20 protein-coding genes are annotated in these 18,639 nt (G+C 61.2%); 4 read left to right on the forward strand and 16 right to left on the reverse strand.

Annotation, left to right across the window (positions count from 1 at the left end):
• Positions 1 to 3: 3 nt before the first annotated feature.
• Positions 4 to 1,563: a sugar ABC transporter ATP-binding protein gene (locus tag ACQ4MS_RS02245; protein WP_431097459.1), complete on the reverse strand. Its 1,560-nt coding sequence runs from the start codon at positions 1,561 to 1,563 to the stop codon at positions 4 to 6.
• A 213-nt stretch (positions 1,564 to 1,776) separates the two neighbouring features.
• Positions 1,777 to 2,484 (reverse strand): FadR/GntR family transcriptional regulator, encoded by a 708-nt coding sequence (locus tag ACQ4MS_RS02250; RefSeq protein ID WP_431097461.1) that lies wholly within the window; start codon positions 2,482 to 2,484, stop codon positions 1,777 to 1,779.
• A gap of 283 nt (positions 2,485 to 2,767) precedes the next feature.
• Between ACQ4MS_RS02250 and ACQ4MS_RS02255 the strand changes: the two genes are divergently transcribed.
• Positions 2,768 to 3,178, forward strand: coding sequence for an FKBP-type peptidyl-prolyl cis-trans isomerase (locus tag ACQ4MS_RS02255; protein WP_431097462.1), 411 nt, complete (start codon positions 2,768 to 2,770; stop codon positions 3,176 to 3,178).
• 3 nt (positions 3,179 to 3,181) lie between these two features.
• On the opposite strand, the gene ACQ4MS_RS02260 is transcribed toward ACQ4MS_RS02255, so the two are convergent.
• Positions 3,182 to 4,057: an alpha/beta fold hydrolase gene (locus ACQ4MS_RS02260; RefSeq protein ID WP_431097464.1), complete on the reverse strand. Its 876-nt coding sequence runs from the start codon at positions 4,055 to 4,057 to the stop codon at positions 3,182 to 3,184.
• A 108-nt stretch (positions 4,058 to 4,165) separates the two neighbouring features.
• Between ACQ4MS_RS02260 and ACQ4MS_RS02265 the strand changes: the two genes are divergently transcribed.
• Together ACQ4MS_RS02265 and ACQ4MS_RS02270 are read left to right on the forward strand one after the other, a co-directional pair.
• Positions 4,166 to 5,179, forward strand: a complete 1,014-nt coding sequence (locus ACQ4MS_RS02265) for an LLM class flavin-dependent oxidoreductase (protein ID WP_431097465.1) — start codon at positions 4,166 to 4,168, stop codon at positions 5,177 to 5,179.
• Between the two features lie 207 nt (positions 5,180 to 5,386).
• A complete protein-coding gene (locus ACQ4MS_RS02270; RefSeq protein ID WP_431097466.1) occupies positions 5,387 to 5,998 on the forward strand; it encodes a YitT family protein in 612 nt (203 codons plus the stop codon).
• Between the two features lie 36 nt (positions 5,999 to 6,034).
• Here the strand turns inward: ACQ4MS_RS02270 and ACQ4MS_RS02275 are convergent, their stop codons facing one another.
• The 13 genes from ACQ4MS_RS02275 to ACQ4MS_RS02335 form a co-directional block, all read right to left on the reverse strand.
• Entirely contained in the window at positions 6,035 to 6,523 is a 489-nt protein-coding gene (locus ACQ4MS_RS02275; protein ID WP_431097467.1) for an aminoacyl-tRNA hydrolase, read from the reverse strand.
• Between the two features lie 19 nt (positions 6,524 to 6,542).
• Positions 6,543 to 6,992 (reverse strand): type II 3-dehydroquinate dehydratase, encoded by a 450-nt coding sequence (gene aroQ / locus ACQ4MS_RS02280; RefSeq protein ID WP_431097468.1) that lies wholly within the window; start codon positions 6,990 to 6,992, stop codon positions 6,543 to 6,545.
• A gap of 143 nt (positions 6,993 to 7,135) precedes the next feature.
• Entirely contained in the window at positions 7,136 to 7,918 is a 783-nt protein-coding gene (locus ACQ4MS_RS02285; protein ID WP_431097469.1) for an alpha/beta fold hydrolase, read from the reverse strand.
• A gap of 48 nt (positions 7,919 to 7,966) precedes the next feature.
• Positions 7,967 to 8,359, reverse strand: a complete 393-nt coding sequence (locus ACQ4MS_RS02290) for a carboxymuconolactone decarboxylase family protein (RefSeq protein ID WP_431097470.1) — start codon at positions 8,357 to 8,359, stop codon at positions 7,967 to 7,969.
• 36 nt (positions 8,360 to 8,395) lie between these two features.
• Complete coding sequence (pcaB, locus tag ACQ4MS_RS02295; RefSeq protein WP_431097471.1) at positions 8,396 to 9,598, reverse strand: 3-carboxy-cis,cis-muconate cycloisomerase; 1,203 nt, start codon at positions 9,596 to 9,598, stop codon at positions 8,396 to 8,398.
• 128 nt (positions 9,599 to 9,726) lie between these two features.
• Positions 9,727 to 10,620, reverse strand: a complete 894-nt coding sequence (locus ACQ4MS_RS02300; RefSeq protein WP_431099516.1) for a sugar phosphate isomerase/epimerase family protein — start codon at positions 10,618 to 10,620, stop codon at positions 9,727 to 9,729.
• Positions 10,621 to 10,636: 16 nt separating this feature from the next.
• Positions 10,637 to 11,539 carry a VOC family protein gene (locus ACQ4MS_RS02305; protein ID WP_431097473.1) on the reverse strand — a complete coding sequence of 301 codons (903 nt, stop codon included), beginning with the start codon at positions 11,537 to 11,539 and terminating at the stop codon, positions 10,637 to 10,639.
• 31 nt (positions 11,540 to 11,570) lie between these two features.
• The gene (locus ACQ4MS_RS02310) at positions 11,571 to 12,332 is read right to left on the reverse strand and encodes an ABC transporter ATP-binding protein (RefSeq protein ID WP_431097475.1); all 762 of its coding nucleotides are present in this window, start codon (positions 12,330 to 12,332) and stop codon (positions 11,571 to 11,573) included.
• 125 nt (positions 12,333 to 12,457) lie between these two features.
• A complete protein-coding gene (locus ACQ4MS_RS02315) occupies positions 12,458 to 13,216 on the reverse strand; it encodes an ABC transporter ATP-binding protein (protein WP_431097476.1) in 759 nt (252 codons plus the stop codon).
• Complete coding sequence (locus ACQ4MS_RS02320; RefSeq protein ID WP_431097478.1) at positions 13,213 to 14,220, reverse strand: branched-chain amino acid ABC transporter permease; 1,008 nt, start codon at positions 14,218 to 14,220, stop codon at positions 13,213 to 13,215. The genes ACQ4MS_RS02315 and ACQ4MS_RS02320 overlap by 4 nt, the downstream gene beginning before the upstream one ends.
• A complete protein-coding gene (locus ACQ4MS_RS02325) occupies positions 14,217 to 15,092 on the reverse strand; it encodes a branched-chain amino acid ABC transporter permease (protein WP_431097479.1) in 876 nt (291 codons plus the stop codon). The genes ACQ4MS_RS02320 and ACQ4MS_RS02325 overlap by 4 nt, the downstream gene beginning before the upstream one ends.
• A gap of 108 nt (positions 15,093 to 15,200) precedes the next feature.
• On the reverse strand, positions 15,201 to 16,412 hold the full coding sequence (locus ACQ4MS_RS02330) for an ABC transporter substrate-binding protein (RefSeq protein ID WP_431097480.1): 1,212 nt from the start codon (positions 16,410 to 16,412) through the stop codon (positions 15,201 to 15,203).
• Positions 16,413 to 16,438: 26 nt separating this feature from the next.
• Complete coding sequence (locus ACQ4MS_RS02335) at positions 16,439 to 17,401, reverse strand: shikimate dehydrogenase family protein (RefSeq protein ID WP_431097481.1); 963 nt, start codon at positions 17,399 to 17,401, stop codon at positions 16,439 to 16,441.
• Positions 17,402 to 17,593: 192 nt separating this feature from the next.
• Between ACQ4MS_RS02335 and ACQ4MS_RS02340 the strand changes: the two genes are divergently transcribed.
• Complete coding sequence (locus ACQ4MS_RS02340) at positions 17,594 to 18,406, forward strand: IclR family transcriptional regulator domain-containing protein (RefSeq protein ID WP_431097482.1); 813 nt, start codon at positions 17,594 to 17,596, stop codon at positions 18,404 to 18,406.
• The last annotated feature ends 233 nt before the right edge of the window (positions 18,407 to 18,639 follow it).

The raw sequence follows: 18,639 nt of genomic DNA on the forward strand, positions 1-18,639 counted from the left end.
GGCTCAGCTAGCGGGCGGAACGTTGCGGCCGGAGGCGTAGTGCATGACCTCCTCCTGATGGGTCTCGCGAGTAGGAAGGATGGTGACCAGGCGGCCTTCATGGAAGACAGCGACGCGGTCGGTCATCCCCATGATTTCGGGCAGCTCCGAACTGATCATCACGACGCCGATTCCCTGCCCTGCGAGCTGGTCCAGCAACTGGTAGATCGCGTACTTGGCGCCCACATCAATGCCGCGCGTGGGTTCGTCAAAAAACAGTACGCGTGATTCACGGAACAGCCATTTGCTGATCACGAGTTTCTGCTGGTTGCCGCCCGAAAGCAGACGCACGATCTGGCTGCTGCTGGGCGTACGGATGTCGAGTGCGCCGATGTAGTGGCGTGCGGCATCCTGCTCTTTGGCAAACTGGATCATTCCCGCACAGTTGGACACGGCTTCCATGTTGGCCAGCGTGATGTTCTCTGCCACATTCATCTTCAATGCCAGCCCGTCGTGCTTGCGGTCTTCTGACAGGTAAGCCAGCCCCTGGCGCACGGCATCTCGCGGCGAGTGAATGGTGAGGCGCTGCCCGGCCAGGAACACCTCGCCGGCGTCGATGGGGTCGGCACCAAAAATGCCGCGGGCCACTTCGGTGCGACCAGCCCCCATGAGCCCCGCAAAGCCCAGGATTTCGCCACGACGCAACTCAAAGTTCACGTCGTGAAACACGCCCTGGCGTGTCAGGCCCTGCACGCGCAACAACACGTCGGTGGTGGGCACGGAGGTTCTCTTGGGGAATACATCGTCCAGCGAGCGCCCCACCATCCTGGCCACGATCTCCTCCACACTGGTGTCGGCCAGGCGTTCAGTGGACACGTAGCGTCCGTCGCGCAAGACAGTGACCCGGTCCACGATGAGCGCCAGTTCGTCGAGGCGGTGGGAGATGTAGACAATGCCCACCCCCGTACGCTTGAGCTCGTGGATGATGGCAAACAGCCTCTCGGTCTCCGACTCCGTGAGGGACGAGGTGGGTTCGTCCATGATGAGCACCTGGGCGTTGAGCGACAGCGCCTTGGCAATTTCCACCATCTGCTGCTGGGCTACGGACAGGGTTTTGACCAGAGCGTCCGGCGCAATGTCGAGCCCCAACCGGTCCAGGCATTGCCGTGCCTGGCGGCGTAGCGCCGCCCGGTCAATCAGCCAGCCTTTGCATGGCTCGCGGGCCAGGTAAATGTTTTCGGCCACCGTCAGGTGCGGAGCCAGGTTCAGCTCCTGGTGAATGATGGCAATGCCAACAGCCTCGGATTCGGCGGTGGATTGGAACTGGCAAACCTCGCCGCGGTAGTACAGGGCCCCCGCATCAGGCTGGTACTGACCGCTGATCACCTTCATCAGCGTCGATTTGCCCGCGCCGTTTTCGCCGCACACCGCGTGCACCTCGCCACTTCGCACCTCAAAGCTCACACCATCCAGTGCCAGCACCCCCGGAAAGCGTTTGGTAATCCCTTCCAGGCGCAACAGTGCGCCATCCCCGGCAGGGCTGGACGCGTCGGGACGGACGGGATCAGACACGGATGACAGCAATGCGAACTCCTCTTGGTGGGTCAGGGGGACCGTGGAGGGGTGAATTTGCTGTTTGCAAATTGGTAAGGCCACCTGACACAATTTCGCATATTTGGCCTTACCAAAAAGTGCGTGTGTATTAGTGCTTACCCGTGATCCGGGATCAAACCCGTCTGAAAGACGAAAGAAAGGCCTGTGCAATTGCACAGGCCTGACCACGGCGCGGAACTCAGCTCATGACCACTCGTGGCGGTTCTCGACCCAGCGCTGTTCGGAGGCTTGCAGATGCATGCGCATGGCGCTTTGTGCACCCAGGACGTCCCGGTTCTCGAGGGCCCGCAAGATGGCTTCGTGCTCCTGCAGCGCAGTGGCCCAGGTTTGGCCGGATTCGGAATGCGCGCTCAGGCGCGCGGCAATCGGGCTGTGGCGCTCATCAAACAGCTCGCCCACCACCCGCTCCAGCACGGAGTTGCCTGTCATGGCTGCAATCGTTTGGTGAAACTGCCGGTCAAAGGCCAGGGGCGAGCGGTTCTGTGTCATGGCGGACTGCATATTCTTCAGAATCTGGCGCAGCGCCAACAGTGCTTCGGGTGTGGCTTTGGCGCAGGCCTGCAGCACGACGGTACCCTCGATAGCGGCGCGTGCCTGCATCAATTCGATCGGGCTTTCGCCCATGGTGGCCAGGGCCTGCGGCTTGCGTTGGGCCGCGCTGCAGGCATACACCCCAGCGCCCATGCGCACTTCCACGCTGCCCTCAATTTCCAGTGCAATCAGCGCCTCGCGCACCGAGGGTCGTGAGACGCCCAGTTGCAAGGCCAGATCGCGCTCCGGTGGCAACCGTGCACCCGCGGTGTAGTTGCCCTTGTCAATGAAGGCACGAATCTGCTCGGCAATTTGTTGGTAGAGCCGACGGTTGTCGACCTGTTTGACTTGGTCCAGCATGAGTCCTCCGCGTGAAGTGCAGTTTATGCGAGGGCGGGTTTTGCTATTGGCTTATGACTTGAAAAAGGTAAGGCCAATTCAAGACCTTTTTACGCAGGTCTTATCAATTTTGGAGCCAGTTCTGATTATCTGGAGTTACTCATACCCTCCCTCCCCTCATGATCCAGCTCAGCGACCTTGACAGCGTGAGACAGGCGAGCCGGCGCCGCAGGGCAAGGCGAGAGCCGGGGCGATAATCCAGGCCAGCCTTTCCGATTACCCTTGCCATGAAAGCATGACCTCCATGAAGACATTGACCGCCGCCCTTACCGCCCTGGCCTCCCTTGCCCTCTCCAGCACCGCCCTTGCCGCCGCCCCGGCCGAGACCCTGCCCAGCGGCGTGAAGGTCGTGCACAGCACCGACGGAACCGGCCCGCAGCCGAAAGCGACGGACACTGTCAAGGTGCACTACCGCGGCACGCTGGCCGACGGCAAGGAATTTGACAGCTCCTACAAGCGCGGCGCGCCCGCCACTTTCCCGCTGAACCGCGTGGTGCCCTGCTGGACCGAAGGCGTACAAAAGATCAAGGTCGGCGGCAAAGCCACACTGACCTGCCCCCCCGCCACGGCCTATGGCGACCGCGGCGCCGGCGGCGTGGTGCCGCCCAATGCCACGTTGACCTTCGACATCGAACTGCTCGCGATTGAGAAGTAAACGCTAGAGAGCCGCTTCGAGCGCCGTGAGGAGGGCTTCGTCAAAGGCCTCCGCGCGTTCGAACTGCAGCCAGTGGCCGGCGCCCTCGACCAGGGCGAGGCCCCTGAAATGCACAGCCTGCGCCAAGGCGGTCCGAAGCCCATCAAGCTTGCCGCGGTACAGCGCATCTTCCTTCCCGTAAATCGCCCACACCGGGCAACGAAGCCGCGCCAATGACTGCGCCAGCGCACCGGTGCGCGCCAGGCTGCGGCCCTTCATGCGGTCGCGCAGCACATTGGCGACGTGCAGGCGCAGGGCCAGTTCGTCGATCGCATCCTCGCGGTAGAGCATCAGCGCAGCAAGGTTGTGACGATGAATGTCATCACGCTGGGCCGCATCGGTGATATGCCGCCAGGCGCGCAACCGTATCGCTTTTTCGGGCGCCACACCCAGGCCGGGCGCACCCACCAACACCACACGCGCCGCGCGGGCGGGGAAACGCTCCGCCAGGAAGCCGGCCACCATGCCGCCAAAGGAAAATCCCACGAGGTCGCAGGCCGCCTCGCCCACCAGCAGGGCCAGCCCCTGCTCGACCGGTTCGGGCAGCACATCAGCATCGGTTCCCCGCAAGGGTGCGGCCGAATCGCCAAAACCCGGAAGATCGGGCACCAGCACCCAGCGGCCCGACGCGGCCAGCGCGGGGATGTTGCGCAGCCAGTGCATCCAGCTGCCGCTGCCGCCATGCAGCAGCACAAGCGGCGCGAGTCCGGGCCTGCGCGTGGCCTGGCCCCAGGTGTGCCAGAGCATGGCGCCGTCGCCGCAAGGCGTGTCAACACGGCTGGCCGTGTGCAGCATCGCGAGCGCTTCGGGAGGCAGCTCAATGTTTGCCAAATCTGTCATGGAGGATTTATACCCTGCCCTCCGTGCGGCCATCGGGAAGCTCCTAAACTGGTCCGCTGCCCATGCCGGAGCGCACCGGAGGCACCAGCCTCCTACACCCTACCTTCCATGATTCCTTTTTCCGTCCTCGACTTGTCTCCCATCGTCAAGGGTGCAACCGCTGCTGATGCCTTTCGAAACACCCTCGCGCTGGCACGTCATGCGGAGCAACTGGGCTACCACCGCTTCTGGCTGGCCGAGCATCACAACAACCCCGGCATCGCCAGCGCCGCTACCGCGGTGGTCATTGGCCATGTGGCAGGCGGCACCCAGACCATTCGTGTGGGCTCCGGCGGCGTCATGCTGCCCAACCACTCACCGCTGGTGATCGCCGAGCAGTTCGGCACGCTGGCTTCGCTGTATCCCGGCCGCATAGACCTCGGGCTGGGTCGCGCACCTGGCACCGACCAGTTGACAGCCCGCGCGCTGCGTCGCGATGGAGCCAACAATGCCGACACCTTCCCCCGGGACGTTGAAGAACTGCAGGCCTACTTTGAACCGGTGGAACCCGGCCAGAAGATCAGGGCGGTTCCAGGCGCAGGTCTCAAGGTGCCGCTGTGGCTGCTGGGCTCCAGCCTCTTTGGCGCCCAGCTCGCTGCCGTGCTGGGCCTGCCCTTCGCCTTCGCATCGCATTTCGCACCCGACATGCTGATGCAGGCGCTGGACCTGTACCGCAGCGGCTTCAGGCCTTCTGCGCAGCTCGCCAAACCTTACGCCATGGTGGTGGCCAATGTCGTCGCCGCGGAGACCGATGAAGCCGCACGTTATCAACTCACGTCTGTGCAACAAGCGATGACCAACCTGTTGCGTGGCACGCCTGGGCTCATGCCGCCGCCGATCGACGACATGGAAAGCTATTGGTCACCAGCCGAGAAAGCCGGCGCCCAGCGCATGCTGCGATACGCCGTGGCGGGTTCGCCCACGACGGTTGAAGGCCAGCTTCAGCGCTTCATCGAGGACACCCGCGCCGATGAGCTGATGGTGACCACCCACATTTACGACCCAGCCATCGCCAGGCGCTCCCTGGAGATCACTGCAGAGGTGCGAGACAGGTTGAAGGAAAGAAATCAACATCGCGTCTGACGCTATTAATTTGATAGCATAATGCGCCCAATTTGATTGGGCTCAGGCCTTAAATGACTTCTTTTTTGCCAACCTTTCCTGCCCACGCGAAATCAGCTGCGCCGGTACCAGCGCCACGCGGATCCTGTAGCCGCTGAAACGCAGGCACCCCTGGCACAGATCATGCAAAGCTGAAGGACCCGCCTCCTGGCAACACTCCAGCGTCCCATGGCTCAACTTACACCGCCCGAGCGCCACACCCTTTTTGACGACGCACAAGGCATCTTCACCGGCACGCTGTTTGTGTCACTGGCGATGGTGATCTTCAATCAGGCAGGCCTGTTGACGGGCGGTACGGCCGGCGTGGCCTTTGTGCTGCACTACGCCACGGGCGTGAGTTTCGGCAAGCTGTTTTTTCTGGTCAACCTGCCCTTTTACTGGTTCTCCTGGACCCGCATGGGGCGCGAGTTCACCATCAAGACATTTCTGTCCATTGCCTTGCTGTCGCTGCTGGCAGACTGGTCGCCCAAGGTGTTTGACATCGCAGACATCCATCCCTTGTACGCCGCACTGGTGGGTGGCCTGCTGCTGGGAACCGGCTGCCTTTTCCTGGCCCGGCACCGGGCCAGCCTGGGCGGCGCCACCATCGTGACGCTCTATCTTCAGGAAAAGCACGGCTGGCGCGCCGGCAAGATACAGATGGCCATTGATTCGGTTGTGGTGTTGATGGCGCTGGCCGTCGTGCCCCCTGAGCGCGTGGCGTATTCCGTCATGGCCGCCGTGCTGATGAGCCTTTTCCTCTGGGTCAACCACAAACCGGGACGCTACACGGTGACCTGAAGGACATCCAGATGCCGGCAGGGCCTGGAACGGGTCTTAGTCGCCGCCGCCCACCTTGCCCCGTGATGACTTGATTTCCGAGCGCTGGCTTTTGCCGGCCAGGCGGCGCTGTTTCGAGCCGTAGGTGGGTTTGGTGGCACGCCGCGCCCGGGGCGGCGTGGAGACGCTGTCAACAATCTCCTGCAGGCGTGCCATGGCATCGCTGCGGTTCATCTCCTGGGTGCGGTGTTGCTGGGCTTTGAGCACCAGGACGCCGTCCTGCGTGATGCGACTGTCTGATGAGCCCCCACGCTTGTCGCTTTGCGTACTACGCTGCCCCCCGAGGGGGTCGCTTACCCTTGGGGCGGCCCGGCGGGCAAGCAGGCGGGCTTTGATTTCGTCCGGTAGTGACGAAGCCGCAATGTCAAACCGCAGGTGAATCGCACTCGACACCTTGTTGACGTTTTGCCCACCAGCGCCTTGCGCGCGGATGGCGCTGAACTCCACCTCGCGCTCGTCAACCGGAAATTTCGGTGGCGCAGCCATGGTAGGCGCCGCAGGCGGGTCAGGCTGCCAGCTCGGCCAGGCCCGCGATGGCAAAGGCGTAACCCTTGACGCCGAAGCCGGCCATCACCGCCTTGGCAGCCGGCGAAATATAGGAATGATGGCGGAAAGCCTCGCGCGCATGCACGTTGCTGATGTGCAGCTCGATCACCGTGACGCCCGTGCCCTTGATGGCATCGTGCAAGGCGACGCTGGTGTGGGTATAGGCGCCGGCATTCAGCACGATACCCGCCAACGCGCCCGCGGCCTGTGCGCGCCCGGCTTCATGGATCGCGTCAATCATCACGCCTTCGTGGTTGCTCTGGCGAAAGTCGAGCTTGAAACCGTGGGCCGCGCAGGCCTTGGTGCACAGTGCCTCCACATCGGCCAGGGTCTGTGAGCCGTACACCGCCGGCTCACGCGTTCCCAGCAGGTTGAGGTTGGGGCCATTCAGGACAAGGACTGTTTTCATGGAGCGGGGCTTTCCGGATGTTCGGGTGGGTGGGTTTTGGCGATTGGCCAGGGCCCGATTATCGACGCTGCCGCCGCCATCCCATCACCGAAGCACCCTGTACCATGCTCCCGCACTTGCCCAATCAGTCCGGCGATAGCGCCCTAGCGCAGGCTTTCAAAAAAGCGTTCCAGCAGATCGGCAAATGAATCTGGCTGCTCCACCGCGCTTAAATGGGCCGCTGGCAAGGTGCGCAGTTGCGCGCCCTTGATGCTGGCGCAAATGGCTTCGGACATGGCGACGGGCGTCGCCTCGTCACGCGCCCCGGCAATCACCAGGGCCGGGCACTGAACTGCGCCGTTGCTGGTGCGGAAATCGATACGGGAAACCGCTTCGCAGCTGGCGGCATAAGCTGCGGCATCAGTGGACTCAAGCACCCTGCGCAGCGCCGCTACCTTGCGCGCGCCACCATCCGCCTCGTCTGCCCTGAATTCCGGCGTAAACCACCGCTGCATCGCCCCCTCCGATATCGCCGCCACGCCCTGGGCCTGCACAGTCCGGACACGCGCCTGCCACATGGCACGCGCAGCATCGTCGTAAAACATGGCGGAGTTGGCAATGACAATGCTCTTGAGCAGTTGCGGATACCGCGCCGCCAGCGCCTGGGCCGTCATGCCGCCCATGCTGAGCCCGACAAAATGCACCGGGCCTTCGCCCTGCCCGTTGATAATGCCCGCCACATCACCGGCCAGCAAGTCGAGTGTGTAAGGGCCCGGCAACGCTTCCGACTGGCCATGGCCGCGATGGTCGTAGCGCAGCACGGTGTAGCGGTTCTTCAGGATGGCCGTCACGCCGTCCCACATCGTCAGGTCACAGCCCAGCGCATGGCTGAGCACCACGACAGGCCCCTGGCCTTCACTGATGCAATGCAAGTGAGGTTTTTTCATGCTTCTTTTAATGATGAGGTGCTTGGGAGGCCGCAGATACAAACCCTGTCAGTCAACGAGCAGGCCTTTTTCGCGCAGGATATCGCCCGCCACCGAGAACGCATGGTTGGCAGCAGGAACGCCGCAGTAAATGGCAGCCTGCAGGATCACTTCCTTGATATCGTCCGGCGTAAGACGCGATTCCGGTGGACCGTCGAGTGCGGCGCGCACATGCATGGCAAATTCCTCGTACGCCTTCAGCGCAATCATGGTCGACAGCACCATCAGGCGGCGTGTTTTGTCCCCGAACGCCGGCCGGCCCCAGACCTCATTCCACGCATAGCGCGTGATCAAGTCCTGAAACTCGCCATTGAAAGCATTGCTTTTGGCGATTGAGCGGTCAACCCACGCATCACCGAGCACGCGGCGGCGGTTGATCATCCCCTTGTCATGGTCGTTCATGGTTTATCCCTTTTTCCGGTCTTGGTGCGACATCCGTCAGGTTTGCCCCAGCAGCGCTTCAACAACATCGGCCTGGGCATGTGCGAGTGCCGAGGCGTGCTGAGCCAGCGCCGGATTAAACCATTCGTCGGCGGCGTCAGCGGGCAACACGGAACGCAACGCCTCCAGGTTGGCATGCATCCGGGAGGTATCTACCTGCAATCCCGGCAGCGCCTGGGCCATGGATCGGACGGACCCATGCGCGGACATCAGCAGCCCCGGCCATTCAGCCAATTCGGCTTGCCAGCTTCCCAGGGCGCGCTCATGTTCCTGTGCCATGGTGGACAGCAAGGCGGCTACACGCTGCGGTGCGCGCTGCGCCGCAGCCAGTGCCACCATGCAGGCGACAGGGTTGCGCTTGTGCGGCATGGCGGATGAACCGCCGCGGCCTGGCTCAGCCGGCTCCGCCAGTTCGCCCACTTCGTACTGACCCATCAAGGAGATGTCCTTGGCGATTTTCCCGAGGCTACCCACCAGCAGGCCCAGCTCGCAGCCCAGCGCCACCCACTCGTCACGCTGGGTGTGCCACGCAAATGCGGAAGGTCTGAGCTTCAGGTCCGCTGCCATGCGCGCCATGATCTGCGGGCCCTTGCCATTCATCTGTGCAAGTGTCCCCACGGCGCCGCCCAGTTGCACCGCCAGCGCATTGTTGCCGGCCGCCTGCAGGCGTTGCAGGCTGCGCGCCAACGGCGCGGCCCAACCCGCGCACTTGAAGCCAAAACTGGTGACCGAAGCCGGCTGCATGAGCGTTCGCGCCAACACCGGAACGGCAGCATGCTGTCGGGACAATGCCAGCAATGCGGTTACTGCCTTGCGGATGTCAGCCTCAATGAAATTAAGCGCTTTGCGGGTCACCAGGGACAGCGCGGTATCGATCACGTCCTGGGAGGTCGAGCCGAAATGGACAAAACCGGCGGCTTCCTTGTTGAAAAGGCCCACGGTTTCCCTCAGCGCCTTCACCAGTGGAATGGCGATGCTGCCGGCGCGGCCGCTTTCACGAACAATCTTTGCCACATCGAACAAATCGATCTTGCAGGTGCCCACGATGGAGCGTGCCGCCGCCTCCGGGATCAGGCCGGCGTCTGCCTGCGCCTGTGCCAGCGAAGCCTCAAAGCGCAGCATGGCATCCAGGAAATTACGCTCACTGAAGGCTTCCAGAATTTCCGGCGTAGACAAAAACCCTTCAAAAATGCTGCTCATGTGGCGAATTTTCCCGAAAAATCAAAGACCCGTATTTCTCAAAGACACTGCTTTTTGCCGAACCGCCCCGATGGGGAAATGCGCACCCTTTCGGGGCCAGCAATTCCCATGAAGCGGCGAGCGCGGCTTCATTTTTTCAAGCGGATCTGGTTAGGCAGCGGTACAGAACGCCGCAGCACATCCTCCCCCAGCCACAAGGCCGAGCGCCAGGCCCGCTGGGCTACTGTCGGCAAAGGCATTTGCTGGTAGTCGTCGTTAAACACTTCAAAGCTGTAGTCGCCGCGATAGCCCAGGCCGTGCAGCTTGGTCACCAGCGTGGCCAGTGCTTCGCTGTGCACGCCCTCTCCCGGAAACACACGGAAATGCCGGGCAGTGGCAATGCGCTCTTCGACGGACTTGATTTCGGTCCACATGAAATCGGCCAGCTGCACCAGGAAAATTTTGTCCGGATCCAGGATGTCAAGCTCATCCAGCGAGGTCTTGGTCGCGAACATGTGAAAAGAGTCAAAGCCCAAACCCAGGTTGGGCATGTCGGCTTCACAAATAATGTCCCAGGCCTGGGGGAACTCGTTGACGGTGCGCCCCCATGACAAGGCTTCGTAGGCAATCTTGATGTTCATCGGAATCGCCAGCATGGCCAGCTTGCGCAAGTCCTTCACAAGCGCCTGGGTCTCTCCCGTGGCATGCACCGAGGTGGACGAACAGATCAGCAGCAGGCGGCAGCCCAGCGCATGGCACATCTCCAGCATCGATTTGGCGATGTCCATCTTGTAGTCATGCAGGTGCCCGGACAGCCCTTCAAAATCACGCAGTACCTGGAAACCGGTGACACGCAAACCGCTGGCACGCACTGCAGCGACGGCGGCTTCCATGCCGTCGGGATGGCCCACCAGGTCCTTGGCGGCGAGCATGATCTGGGTGAAACCGGCCTCACGCACGGCCTTGAGCTTGGCCTCCAGCGGGCCTGCCAGCGAGATGGTATCCATCCCGAAATCGTCGATGTTGCCGCTGTAGTGGCTCATGATGTCTGGCGCTTGTTTAGCGTACGTCATGGACCAACTCAAAACTCACGCTGCCCATCCAGCTCCTGGTCAGCGCACCACGGTCTTCGGTATGGACCCCGGGCGATTCGAGAAATTCCACGCCGCGCTTGCGCAACTCACCGACAGTGGCCAGCACGTCCGCACTGCCCAGGCCGATGCGCTGCAGGCTTTCATCCCCCTCCACATCGAGCACGCTGGCTTCGGGTTCAATCAGCTGGAGGTAAAAGCGCGAAGACGGCGGGCACGGACTGCGAAGGATGCGCCCCTTGGGCAGGATGCCGAAGCGCTGTTCGTCCGGCAGGTCGGTAAATCCAAACAACTCGCGATAAAACTCCGCCCAGTCTTCAGTGCGGTCATTCCCGATGTATTGCACGACGCCAAAGAAGTGCAAGCCAGCTACCGCCGGCGGGTGCTGGTCCACCGTGGGAATGGGCACGAAGTCCACATCGTAGATAGAGAACTTGTCGTAACGGTCTACAAAGTAAATGCGGCTTTTTCCAACGCCATGGATGGCCGGGATGTTCAGCTCCATTACTTCGACGCGTGACGGCACGGCCCAGGCCCCACGCTCCAGCGCCCGGTGGTAAGCATCGGCAGCGTCCCGCACGCGCAGGGCCACAGCGGCAATCACCGGCTTGTCGGTCGGTGCAGCACCATCGGGCATGGCGGGAATATGGGCATTGACGATCACATTCATGCCGCCCTGCCGGTAGAGCAGCACCTCGCGCGAACGATGCCGGGCGACCGGACGGAAACCCATCGTTTCCAGCACCTGGCCCAGTGCCTGCGGCTTGGAGGTGGTGTATTCAATGAACTCAATGCCATCCAGCCCCAAGGGGTTGGCAACTTCGGGAATGGCTTCCCGGGTTGCGGCTGGTGCCTGTGCAAAGGTACTCATGGTGAAGTCTCCGGTGAGAGGTGCAGCAGATTCAGGAAGTTGCCATGGCCGGCGCCACGGTTGCGCCCGGCACATGACCGCCGCCGAGGAAAAGGCGTTCGATGTTGGGATCCGCCAGCAGTTCCGCCGCTGGTTTGTGCAGCACCAGCTGGCCCGATTCAAGCGCGATGGCATCGTCGGAAATTTTCAAGGCGCTTTTGACGTTTTGCTCCACCATCAATACCGTCGTGCCTTGCGCCGCGAGCTTCTGCAGCAGCTTGAACACATCCTGCACCACCATGGGCGAAAGGCCGATTGAAGGCTCGTCAATCAGAATAACCTTGGGGCGCAGCAACAGCGCCCGGCCAATTTCAAGCTGCTTCTGCTCGCCACCCGACAGCGCGGAGGCCTGGGAGTGCAGGCGTTCCTTGACGCGCGGGAAGAACTCCAGAACCTCGGGAATACGCTCGTGCGTGGTTTTGCTGCCCAGCGTGATGCCGCCCAGTTCCAGGTTCTGCCACACGGTAAGCTGGCCAAACAGGTTGCGCCCCTGGGGCACAAACACAATGCCTTTGGCCAGCAGTTCTTTCTGGCTCGCACCCGAAATGTCTTCACCATTCAACAGGATGCGGCCCTGGCGCGGCTTGAGCAGCCCAAACAATGCCTTCAACACGGTGGACTTGCCCGCGCCATTGGGGCCCAGCAGCAGCGTGATGGAACCAGCCCTGACCTTGAACGACAGGTTGTTCAGGATCATGAAGTCCTTGTAACCCGCCACCACATCGTCAAATTCAATACAGATATCACTTGTCATATCAATCTCCATGGCCTCAATCGACCTGTTTCCAAGCAACGGCGCGGAACCGGCTTCGCCGGGCCGCAGCGGTTGTCCCCCTGAGGGGGAGTCCGGCTACACGAAGTGAGCCGAGCCAGGGGGCTCTAATTCCCAAGATACGCGTCCAGCACCTCTTTATTGGCCCGGATTTCCGCAGGGGTGCCAATGGCCAGCACCTTTCCTTCCACCATCACCATGATGCGGTGGCACAGGCCCATCACAAAATCCATGTTGTGTTCAATCACCACAAACGAAGCCTTGCGGCCAAATTTGGGATTCTGGTTCAGATCTTTCAGCAGCGACGAAATTCCGCCCACCAGGCTGGGATTGACGCCCGCACACGGTTCATCAAGCAGTACAAGATCCGGCTCGGCCATGAAAGCCATGGCGATATCCACCAGTTTTTGCTGGCCATAACTCAAGGTACCGGCGAGCTTGTCGGCCACATGACGAATGCGGAACTGGTCGATGAGCGCATCGGCTTTTTCACCAAGCCCGGAATCGCTGGGTGCGAACATGCGGCCCAACATGCTGCCCTTGTGCTCTTGCGCCGCGACGATCAGGTTGTCCCGCACCGTCATTTTTCCAAACACCTGCAGCGTCTGGAAGGTACGGCCTACGCCGCGGCGGCTGAGCTCCAGCGGGGACAAACCAGTGATGGTTTTCCCATTGAGTTCGATGGATCCGGCATCCGGGCTGATCTGCCCCAGGACGCTGTTGAACATGGTGGTTTTACCCGAGCCATTGGGGCCAATGACACCGAAGATTTCCCCGGGCATGACGTCGAAGGAGACACCGCCCACGGCCTGGATGGCGCCGTAGGCCTTTTTGAGCCCCGTGACTTTCAGCAATGCGTTTGTCATGATGTCGCTCCGATCCGGCCCGCGGCAGCCGCCCGCGCCTGCGATGCCTCGCGCGCTGCGCGTTTGGCCCGTATACGGTCGGGAATACTGAGCAGTCCATCGGGCAGCCATACCATAAGCACCACCACCGCTGTGCCGAACATTGGCAGATACCAGTTGGACACCAGCGGCACATCGCGCAGCCATTCCGGCAGCACCACACCTACGGCGGCGCCCACGATGGGGCCCAGGAAATAGCCCGCGCCGCCGACCACCACCATCAGATACATCATGATGGACGCGGCCACGGTGAAGGGTCCCGGCTCGATGAATTGCACCAGCGAGGCAAACAACGCTCCGGCGATACCGGCGTAAGCCGCACCGATGGCAAAACTCAGCAGCGTGTAGTTGCGGATATTCACACCCAGGCTTTCAGCCCGTATCGGGTTGTCGCGCAAGGCCGTGAAGGCCTTTCCCCAGGGCGAGCGCAGCAGGCCCCACAGCAGTCCCGAAAGGATGACTGTCATCGCCAGCACAAAGTAGTAGTAAGGCAGGTTGCCGTCGAGCGAATAGCCAAAGAGGGATGGCCGTGCAATGTTGTTGATACCGAAGGTTCCTCCGGTGAGCCACTCCTCGTTGCGCATGACCAGCCAGATGGCGGTATTGAAGCCCAGCGTGGCGAACGCCAGGTAAATGGCCTGCACGCGCAACGCCGGAAAACCCAGGATCAACCCGACAGCAAAACAGATCAGTGCGGCAGCCGGCAACCCGAGCCAGAAGCTGACGCCCGCTTTCATCAGGATGGCGACTGTGTAGGCGCCAATACCGAAGAAAGCCGCATGACCCAGCGACTTCTGGCCCGCATAGCCGATGGTGAGGTTCAAGCCCATGGTGGCGATGATAAAAACCAGCCAGTAAGTCAGCAGGTAAATACCGTAGTTCTTCAGGAATTGCGGCACTACCAGCACCAGCAAAGCTGTCAGGACCGTCAATGCCAGGGCAAGTTTGTTGTTGGCGAGCTTCATACCTTGCGCTCCTCTTTTTTACCCAGCAGGCCCTGCGGCTTGAAGAGAATCACGACCATAAAAATAACCAGCGCCACGGCGTCCTTGTAGGCAGGGGAAATGTAGGCGGCGGCCAGGTTTTCGCATACACCCACGATCAACCCGCCCAGCAACGCGCCGCGCGAGTTGTTGAAACCGCCGATGATGGCGGCGAAAAAAGCCTTGGTACCCAAGCCTTCACCCATGTCGAACTTGGCGAGGTAGGTTGGCGTGACGAGCAGGGCCGCCGCCACCGCCAGCACGGCATTGATGGCGAAGGTGTAGAAAATCATGCGTGGCACGTTGATGCCCAGCACTGAAGCACTTTCGGTGTTCTGCGCCACCGCCTGCATGGCACGGCCCGTCACGGTTTTGGCCAGGAAGGCCTGCGTCGCCATCACGATGGCCATGGCCAGCGCAAAAGTACCAATATCCTGAAGCGTTATGGTGACGCCGGCAATGTTGAACAGCTTGTCGGCAAACAGGCTCGGGAAAGGATGGGCTTCGGCACTGTAGCCAGCGCGCACGCCGTTGCGCATGGCGATGGAAAGCCCGATGGTCGCCACGACGATGGGCATCATGCCGTATTTGAAGAGTGGGTCCACCACACCGCGTTTGAAGATCCAGCCCAGCAGCAGCACGGCCAGCAGCACCGTCAGCACAAAGCTCACCAGCATGGGCGCGCCCAGCGAGATGAAGGCCAGCATCATGAAGGCCGGCAGCATGACAAATTCACCCTGCGCAAAGTTGATCGTTCCCGAGGCCTGCCACAGCAAGGTGAAGCCCAGGGCTGCCAGCGCATAAATGCTGCCGGTGGCCAGGCCCGAGAAAAAAAGTTGGAGAAAGTCTGTCATGGGAAGGTCCGATGGAGAAAGTCGGTTGCATTCAGCGGAGTTTTCACTGGGAAGGGCTTGCGCCCTTTCCCATGAGCGGCCGGCCCCGCATGGCCGGCCGAAGTTGCTTTACTTCTTCGCGGCCGGCTTGGCAGCGGCAGGCGCCGCGGGAATGGCCTTGCTCACATCGCGGGTAGCCAGGCCCAGCGGAGGAACCATGTCAATGACTTCCTGCTTGCCGTTCTTGACTTCCACCATGAAGCTCATCCGGTCGAGGTCGCCCTTGTTGTCGAACTCGGTATACATCAGCGCGCCGGGGTATTTGTCGGTGTTGACTTTCAGGCCCTTCATGGCCGCAGCCACGGCTTTGCGGTCCAGCTTGCCAGCCTTTTCGATCGCGGCCTTGAGCACGTAGACGCCGGAGTAGCCCTTCATGCCGTTGTGGTCGGAGATGTACTTGTAGTCCTTTTCAAACTTGGCCTTGAAGGCGCGGATGGCGGGCACCGGGGCGTCCACCGTCAAACCCACATGGGCAATCGCGCCGTTGGAAGCCTCGCCGGCCAGCTCAATGACTTTCTGGCCGGTCAGGGTGGTTTCACCAATGATGGGTTTGGTCCAGCCCTGCTTGCGCAACTCGCGCAGCAAGCGTGCCGATTCTTCTTCGTTTGAATAGGCGAACACGCCATCCGCATTGCTTTGCTTGGCGCGCAGCACCGCGGCCGAGAAGTCGACCTGGCCGGGTTCGGTGGAAATTTCGCTCAGGATTTTGGTCGGCGAATTGGCCAGCGCCTTCCTGATCGAATCCAGACCGCCCTTGCCGAAATCGTTGTTTACGTAAATGACAACAATGCTCTTGAGCTTGGCCTGGTCACTGATGTAACGCGCCACTTTTGGCATGGCGGTGGCCTGTGTGAAGCTGGTGCGAAATACGTAGGGGTTGCCCTGTTCGGTGATGCTGGCCGCTTCACCGCCGGTGAAGTTGGGCACTTCGGCACGCCGCGATTCGGCCATGCTCACCATGATTGAGCCGGAGAATACCGGGCCAAAGATGGCAAACACATTGTCATCGATAGCTTTTTGCGTCAATCCCTTTGCCACACCGGCATTGCTCTGCGTATCGGCCGTGGTGGTCTGGATCTTTTTCCCCAGGATGCCGCCGTTGGCGTTGATTTCCCTGACGGCCAGCTCGACGCCGTTCTTGAAGTTGGTGCCTGCCGTGGCACCACCGCCAGACAGCTCGACAATGTTGGCGATCTTGATGACGTCTTGCGCGAAGCCGGCGCTGGCGCTTACTGCAAGGGTACAGGCAGCTATCAATTTAAGAGCGAATCGTTTTTTCATGGTTGTCTCCTCTTGGGGTTAAAAAATCAAGGTGATGCAAGTCGTGCTTCCCCGACTCCTGGGATGGGAACATTGGCGGTGCTCTGAAAGGAGCGCCTGATTTCACCCGCCATAGCGGCGGGATACAGATGCTCGCGGATAAATGTGGCATCACGGCGAACAGCTTGCGCCGCCGCGGCATGGCCAAAAAAATCCAGGTAGTCCGGCAACTGCTGGATCAGCATTTCAAACCCGGGCTGCGCGACCAGGCCACGAGCGCGAGCGGCCCGAACCAGCGGTGTCGGCTGGTTCTTCATGAGGATGTCCATGACGGCCGCATGCGGCTCCATGCGGGATACATCGCACGGCAGGGGGTCATCGGCCCTGAGTCCCAGCGGTGAAGCATTCACGACCACGTCATAGTTCGAAGGGTCACTGCTGCCAACAGCCATGATGCTTTCGGTGGTCAGTGCCGCCGCGACGGTAATCTGGTCCGCCAGCATTTGCGCTTTCCCGGGTGCCGGGTCATAAAGGGAAATCGTGGCTGGCGACAAAATGCCCGCCATCGCGAGCGAAGCGGTGATCGCGGCAGCGGCGCCGCCGGCGCCAAGTATCAACACGCGCTTGCCCGCGTAGGCTACGCCGAAATAATCCAGCGACAGGACAAAACCCTTGCCGTCAAACAGGGCGCCCTCGAGTTCACCCCCGGCAGTACGGCGTATGCCGTTCACTGCACCGGCTACCCGGCCCGCGTCGTTGCAGTGCGAAAGCAGACTCACCACCCCGGCTTTGTGCGGAATGGTCAGCAGCATACCCTTGATGTTCCTGGCAAGAAAGGCAGCTTCCACAAACGCCCGGACGTTTGCGGCAACCACATGCACGGGGACAAGGACGGCGTCTATGCCCAGTACCTTGAAAATCAGGTTGAACACTTCCGGTGCACGTACCTGTCCGACCGGATCGCCGGGGATCAGATAAACGTCGGTGTTGCCCTGAATGGTGGAAATCATGCTGAATTGCCAAAACGTTCGATAATCGGTTGAAACTGGAAGATTCGGTGTGAACTTTAGTAGCTAGCCCCGGGAAGCCCAACAGGTTTATTCCCCGAATTGATCGTTGATCGCGCATTAAAGATCGATGATCGAACGAAACGAGGGTTTGACCTACGTCTACACCCCCTCCCCGGTGTCAATACTTTGGCCATGAAAACGCCTGCCCCCACCCACGCCGCCGCCGTATTGCAGGCCCCCAGCACACCCACCCTGGACAAGCGCGACTGGATCGCAGGGCTGGAAAAAGGCCTGTCCATCATCGAGTGCTTTGACGACGCCAATCCGCGCCTGACCGCCAGCCAGGCCGGTGTGCGCTGCGGCATGACACGCACTGCTGCCCGGCGCTATTTGCTGACACTGGAACACCTGGGATACATCGCCAGCGACGGCAAGCTCTTCTGGCTGACGCCGCGGGTGCTGCGGCTGGGGCAGTCCTATCTTGAATCGGCACGGCTGCCGCGTATCGTGCAGCCTTTTTTGCAGCGCGTCACTGCGGGAACGCAGGAAAGCGCGTATGTCAGCGTAATGGACGGTGACGACATCGTCTACATCGCCCGCAATGGCTCCAGCCGCGCCATGAACACCGGCTATGTGCTGGGCTCACGCGTACAGGCACAGGTGACGGCCGCGGGCCTTCTGATGCTGTCGATGCGCGACCCGGCCTGGCTCGAAACGTGGCTGGCCAATCATGAGCTCAAGGCGTACACCTCCTACACCATCGCCAGCAAGGACCGCCTGCGGATCGAACTGGCACGCGTGCGCGCGCAAGGCTGGGCAATTTCTGAGCAGCAGCTGGAACTCAATTACCGCGGTATCGCGGTACCCCTGCGTGACCGGCATGGGAAGGTAGCCGGGGCGTTAAGTGTGACCATGCCGATGGGGCATGAGTCGAGTGAGGATGCGGCGGGGAGGGTTTTGTCTGTTTTGCGGGAGACTGCGCAGGCGATGAAGAACCTGATTTGAGGTTATTGCTTCGAAAGGGTTGCACCCCTCTAAGAATTGCTGGCCGGGGGTTGTCCGGCGGCAAGTGACTTTCTTTTGCTTCGCCAAAAGAAAGTCACCAAAGGTCACGTAGTGGGGATTCGCTCACTTCGCGAAGCGAAGTTATGCGAATACCCAAAGGCGACCCGCAGTCTGGGTCCTTACGCTTCGCTTCAGGCAACCTGCGCTGCTCGACTACGGCGGCGTTCCGCAGA

The sequence above is a fragment of the Polaromonas aquatica genome, from assembly GCF_050626995.1.
Taxonomy (GTDB): Bacteria; Pseudomonadota; Gammaproteobacteria; order Burkholderiales; family Burkholderiaceae_C; genus Polaromonas; species Polaromonas aquatica_A.

What these genes read in the sequence shown, in the direction of transcription:
- ACQ4MS_RS02250 (WP_431097461.1), bottom strand. Translation starts at nt 2,484, where the DNA reads ATGCTGGACCAAGTCAAACAGGTCGACAACCGTCGGCTCTACCAACAA.
- ACQ4MS_RS02255 (WP_431097462.1), top strand. Translation starts at nt 2,768, where the DNA reads ATGAAGACATTGACCGCCGCCCTTACCGCCCTGGCCTCCCTTGCCCTC.
- ACQ4MS_RS02260 (WP_431097464.1), bottom strand. Translation starts at nt 4,057, where the DNA reads ATGACAGATTTGGCAAACATTGAGCTGCCTCCCGAAGCGCTCGCGATG.
- ACQ4MS_RS02265 (WP_431097465.1), top strand. Translation starts at nt 4,166, where the DNA reads ATGATTCCTTTTTCCGTCCTCGACTTGTCTCCCATCGTCAAGGGTGCA.
- ACQ4MS_RS02270 (WP_431097466.1), top strand. Translation starts at nt 5,387, where the DNA reads ATGGCTCAACTTACACCGCCCGAGCGCCACACCCTTTTTGACGACGCA.
- ACQ4MS_RS02275 (WP_431097467.1), bottom strand. Translation starts at nt 6,523, where the DNA reads ATGGCTGCGCCACCGAAATTTCCGGTTGACGAGCGCGAGGTGGAGTTC.
- aroQ (WP_431097468.1), bottom strand. Translation starts at nt 6,992, where the DNA reads ATGAAAACAGTCCTTGTCCTGAATGGCCCCAACCTCAACCTGCTGGGA.
- ACQ4MS_RS02285 (WP_431097469.1), bottom strand. Translation starts at nt 7,918, where the DNA reads ATGAAAAAACCTCACTTGCATTGCATCAGTGAAGGCCAGGGGCCTGTC.
- ACQ4MS_RS02290 (WP_431097470.1), bottom strand. Translation starts at nt 8,359, where the DNA reads ATGAACGACCATGACAAGGGGATGATCAACCGCCGCCGCGTGCTCGGT.
- pcaB (WP_431097471.1), bottom strand. Translation starts at nt 9,598, where the DNA reads ATGAGCAGCATTTTTGAAGGGTTTTTGTCTACGCCGGAAATTCTGGAA.
- ACQ4MS_RS02300 (WP_431099516.1), bottom strand. Translation starts at nt 10,620, where the DNA reads ATGAGCCACTACAGCGGCAACATCGACGATTTCGGGATGGATACCATC.
- ACQ4MS_RS02305 (WP_431097473.1), bottom strand. Translation starts at nt 11,539, where the DNA reads ATGAGTACCTTTGCACAGGCACCAGCCGCAACCCGGGAAGCCATTCCC.
- ACQ4MS_RS02310 (WP_431097475.1), bottom strand. Translation starts at nt 12,332, where the DNA reads ATGACAAGTGATATCTGTATTGAATTTGACGATGTGGTGGCGGGTTAC.
- ACQ4MS_RS02315 (WP_431097476.1), bottom strand. Translation starts at nt 13,216, where the DNA reads ATGACAAACGCATTGCTGAAAGTCACGGGGCTCAAAAAGGCCTACGGC.
- ACQ4MS_RS02320 (WP_431097478.1), bottom strand. Translation starts at nt 14,220, where the DNA reads ATGAAGCTCGCCAACAACAAACTTGCCCTGGCATTGACGGTCCTGACA.
- ACQ4MS_RS02325 (WP_431097479.1), bottom strand. Translation starts at nt 15,092, where the DNA reads ATGACAGACTTTCTCCAACTTTTTTTCTCGGGCCTGGCCACCGGCAGC.
- ACQ4MS_RS02330 (WP_431097480.1), bottom strand. Translation starts at nt 16,412, where the DNA reads ATGAAAAAACGATTCGCTCTTAAATTGATAGCTGCCTGTACCCTTGCA.
- ACQ4MS_RS02335 (WP_431097481.1), bottom strand. Translation starts at nt 17,401, where the DNA reads ATGATTTCCACCATTCAGGGCAACACCGACGTTTATCTGATCCCCGGC.
- ACQ4MS_RS02340 (WP_431097482.1), top strand. Translation starts at nt 17,594, where the DNA reads ATGAAAACGCCTGCCCCCACCCACGCCGCCGCCGTATTGCAGGCCCCC.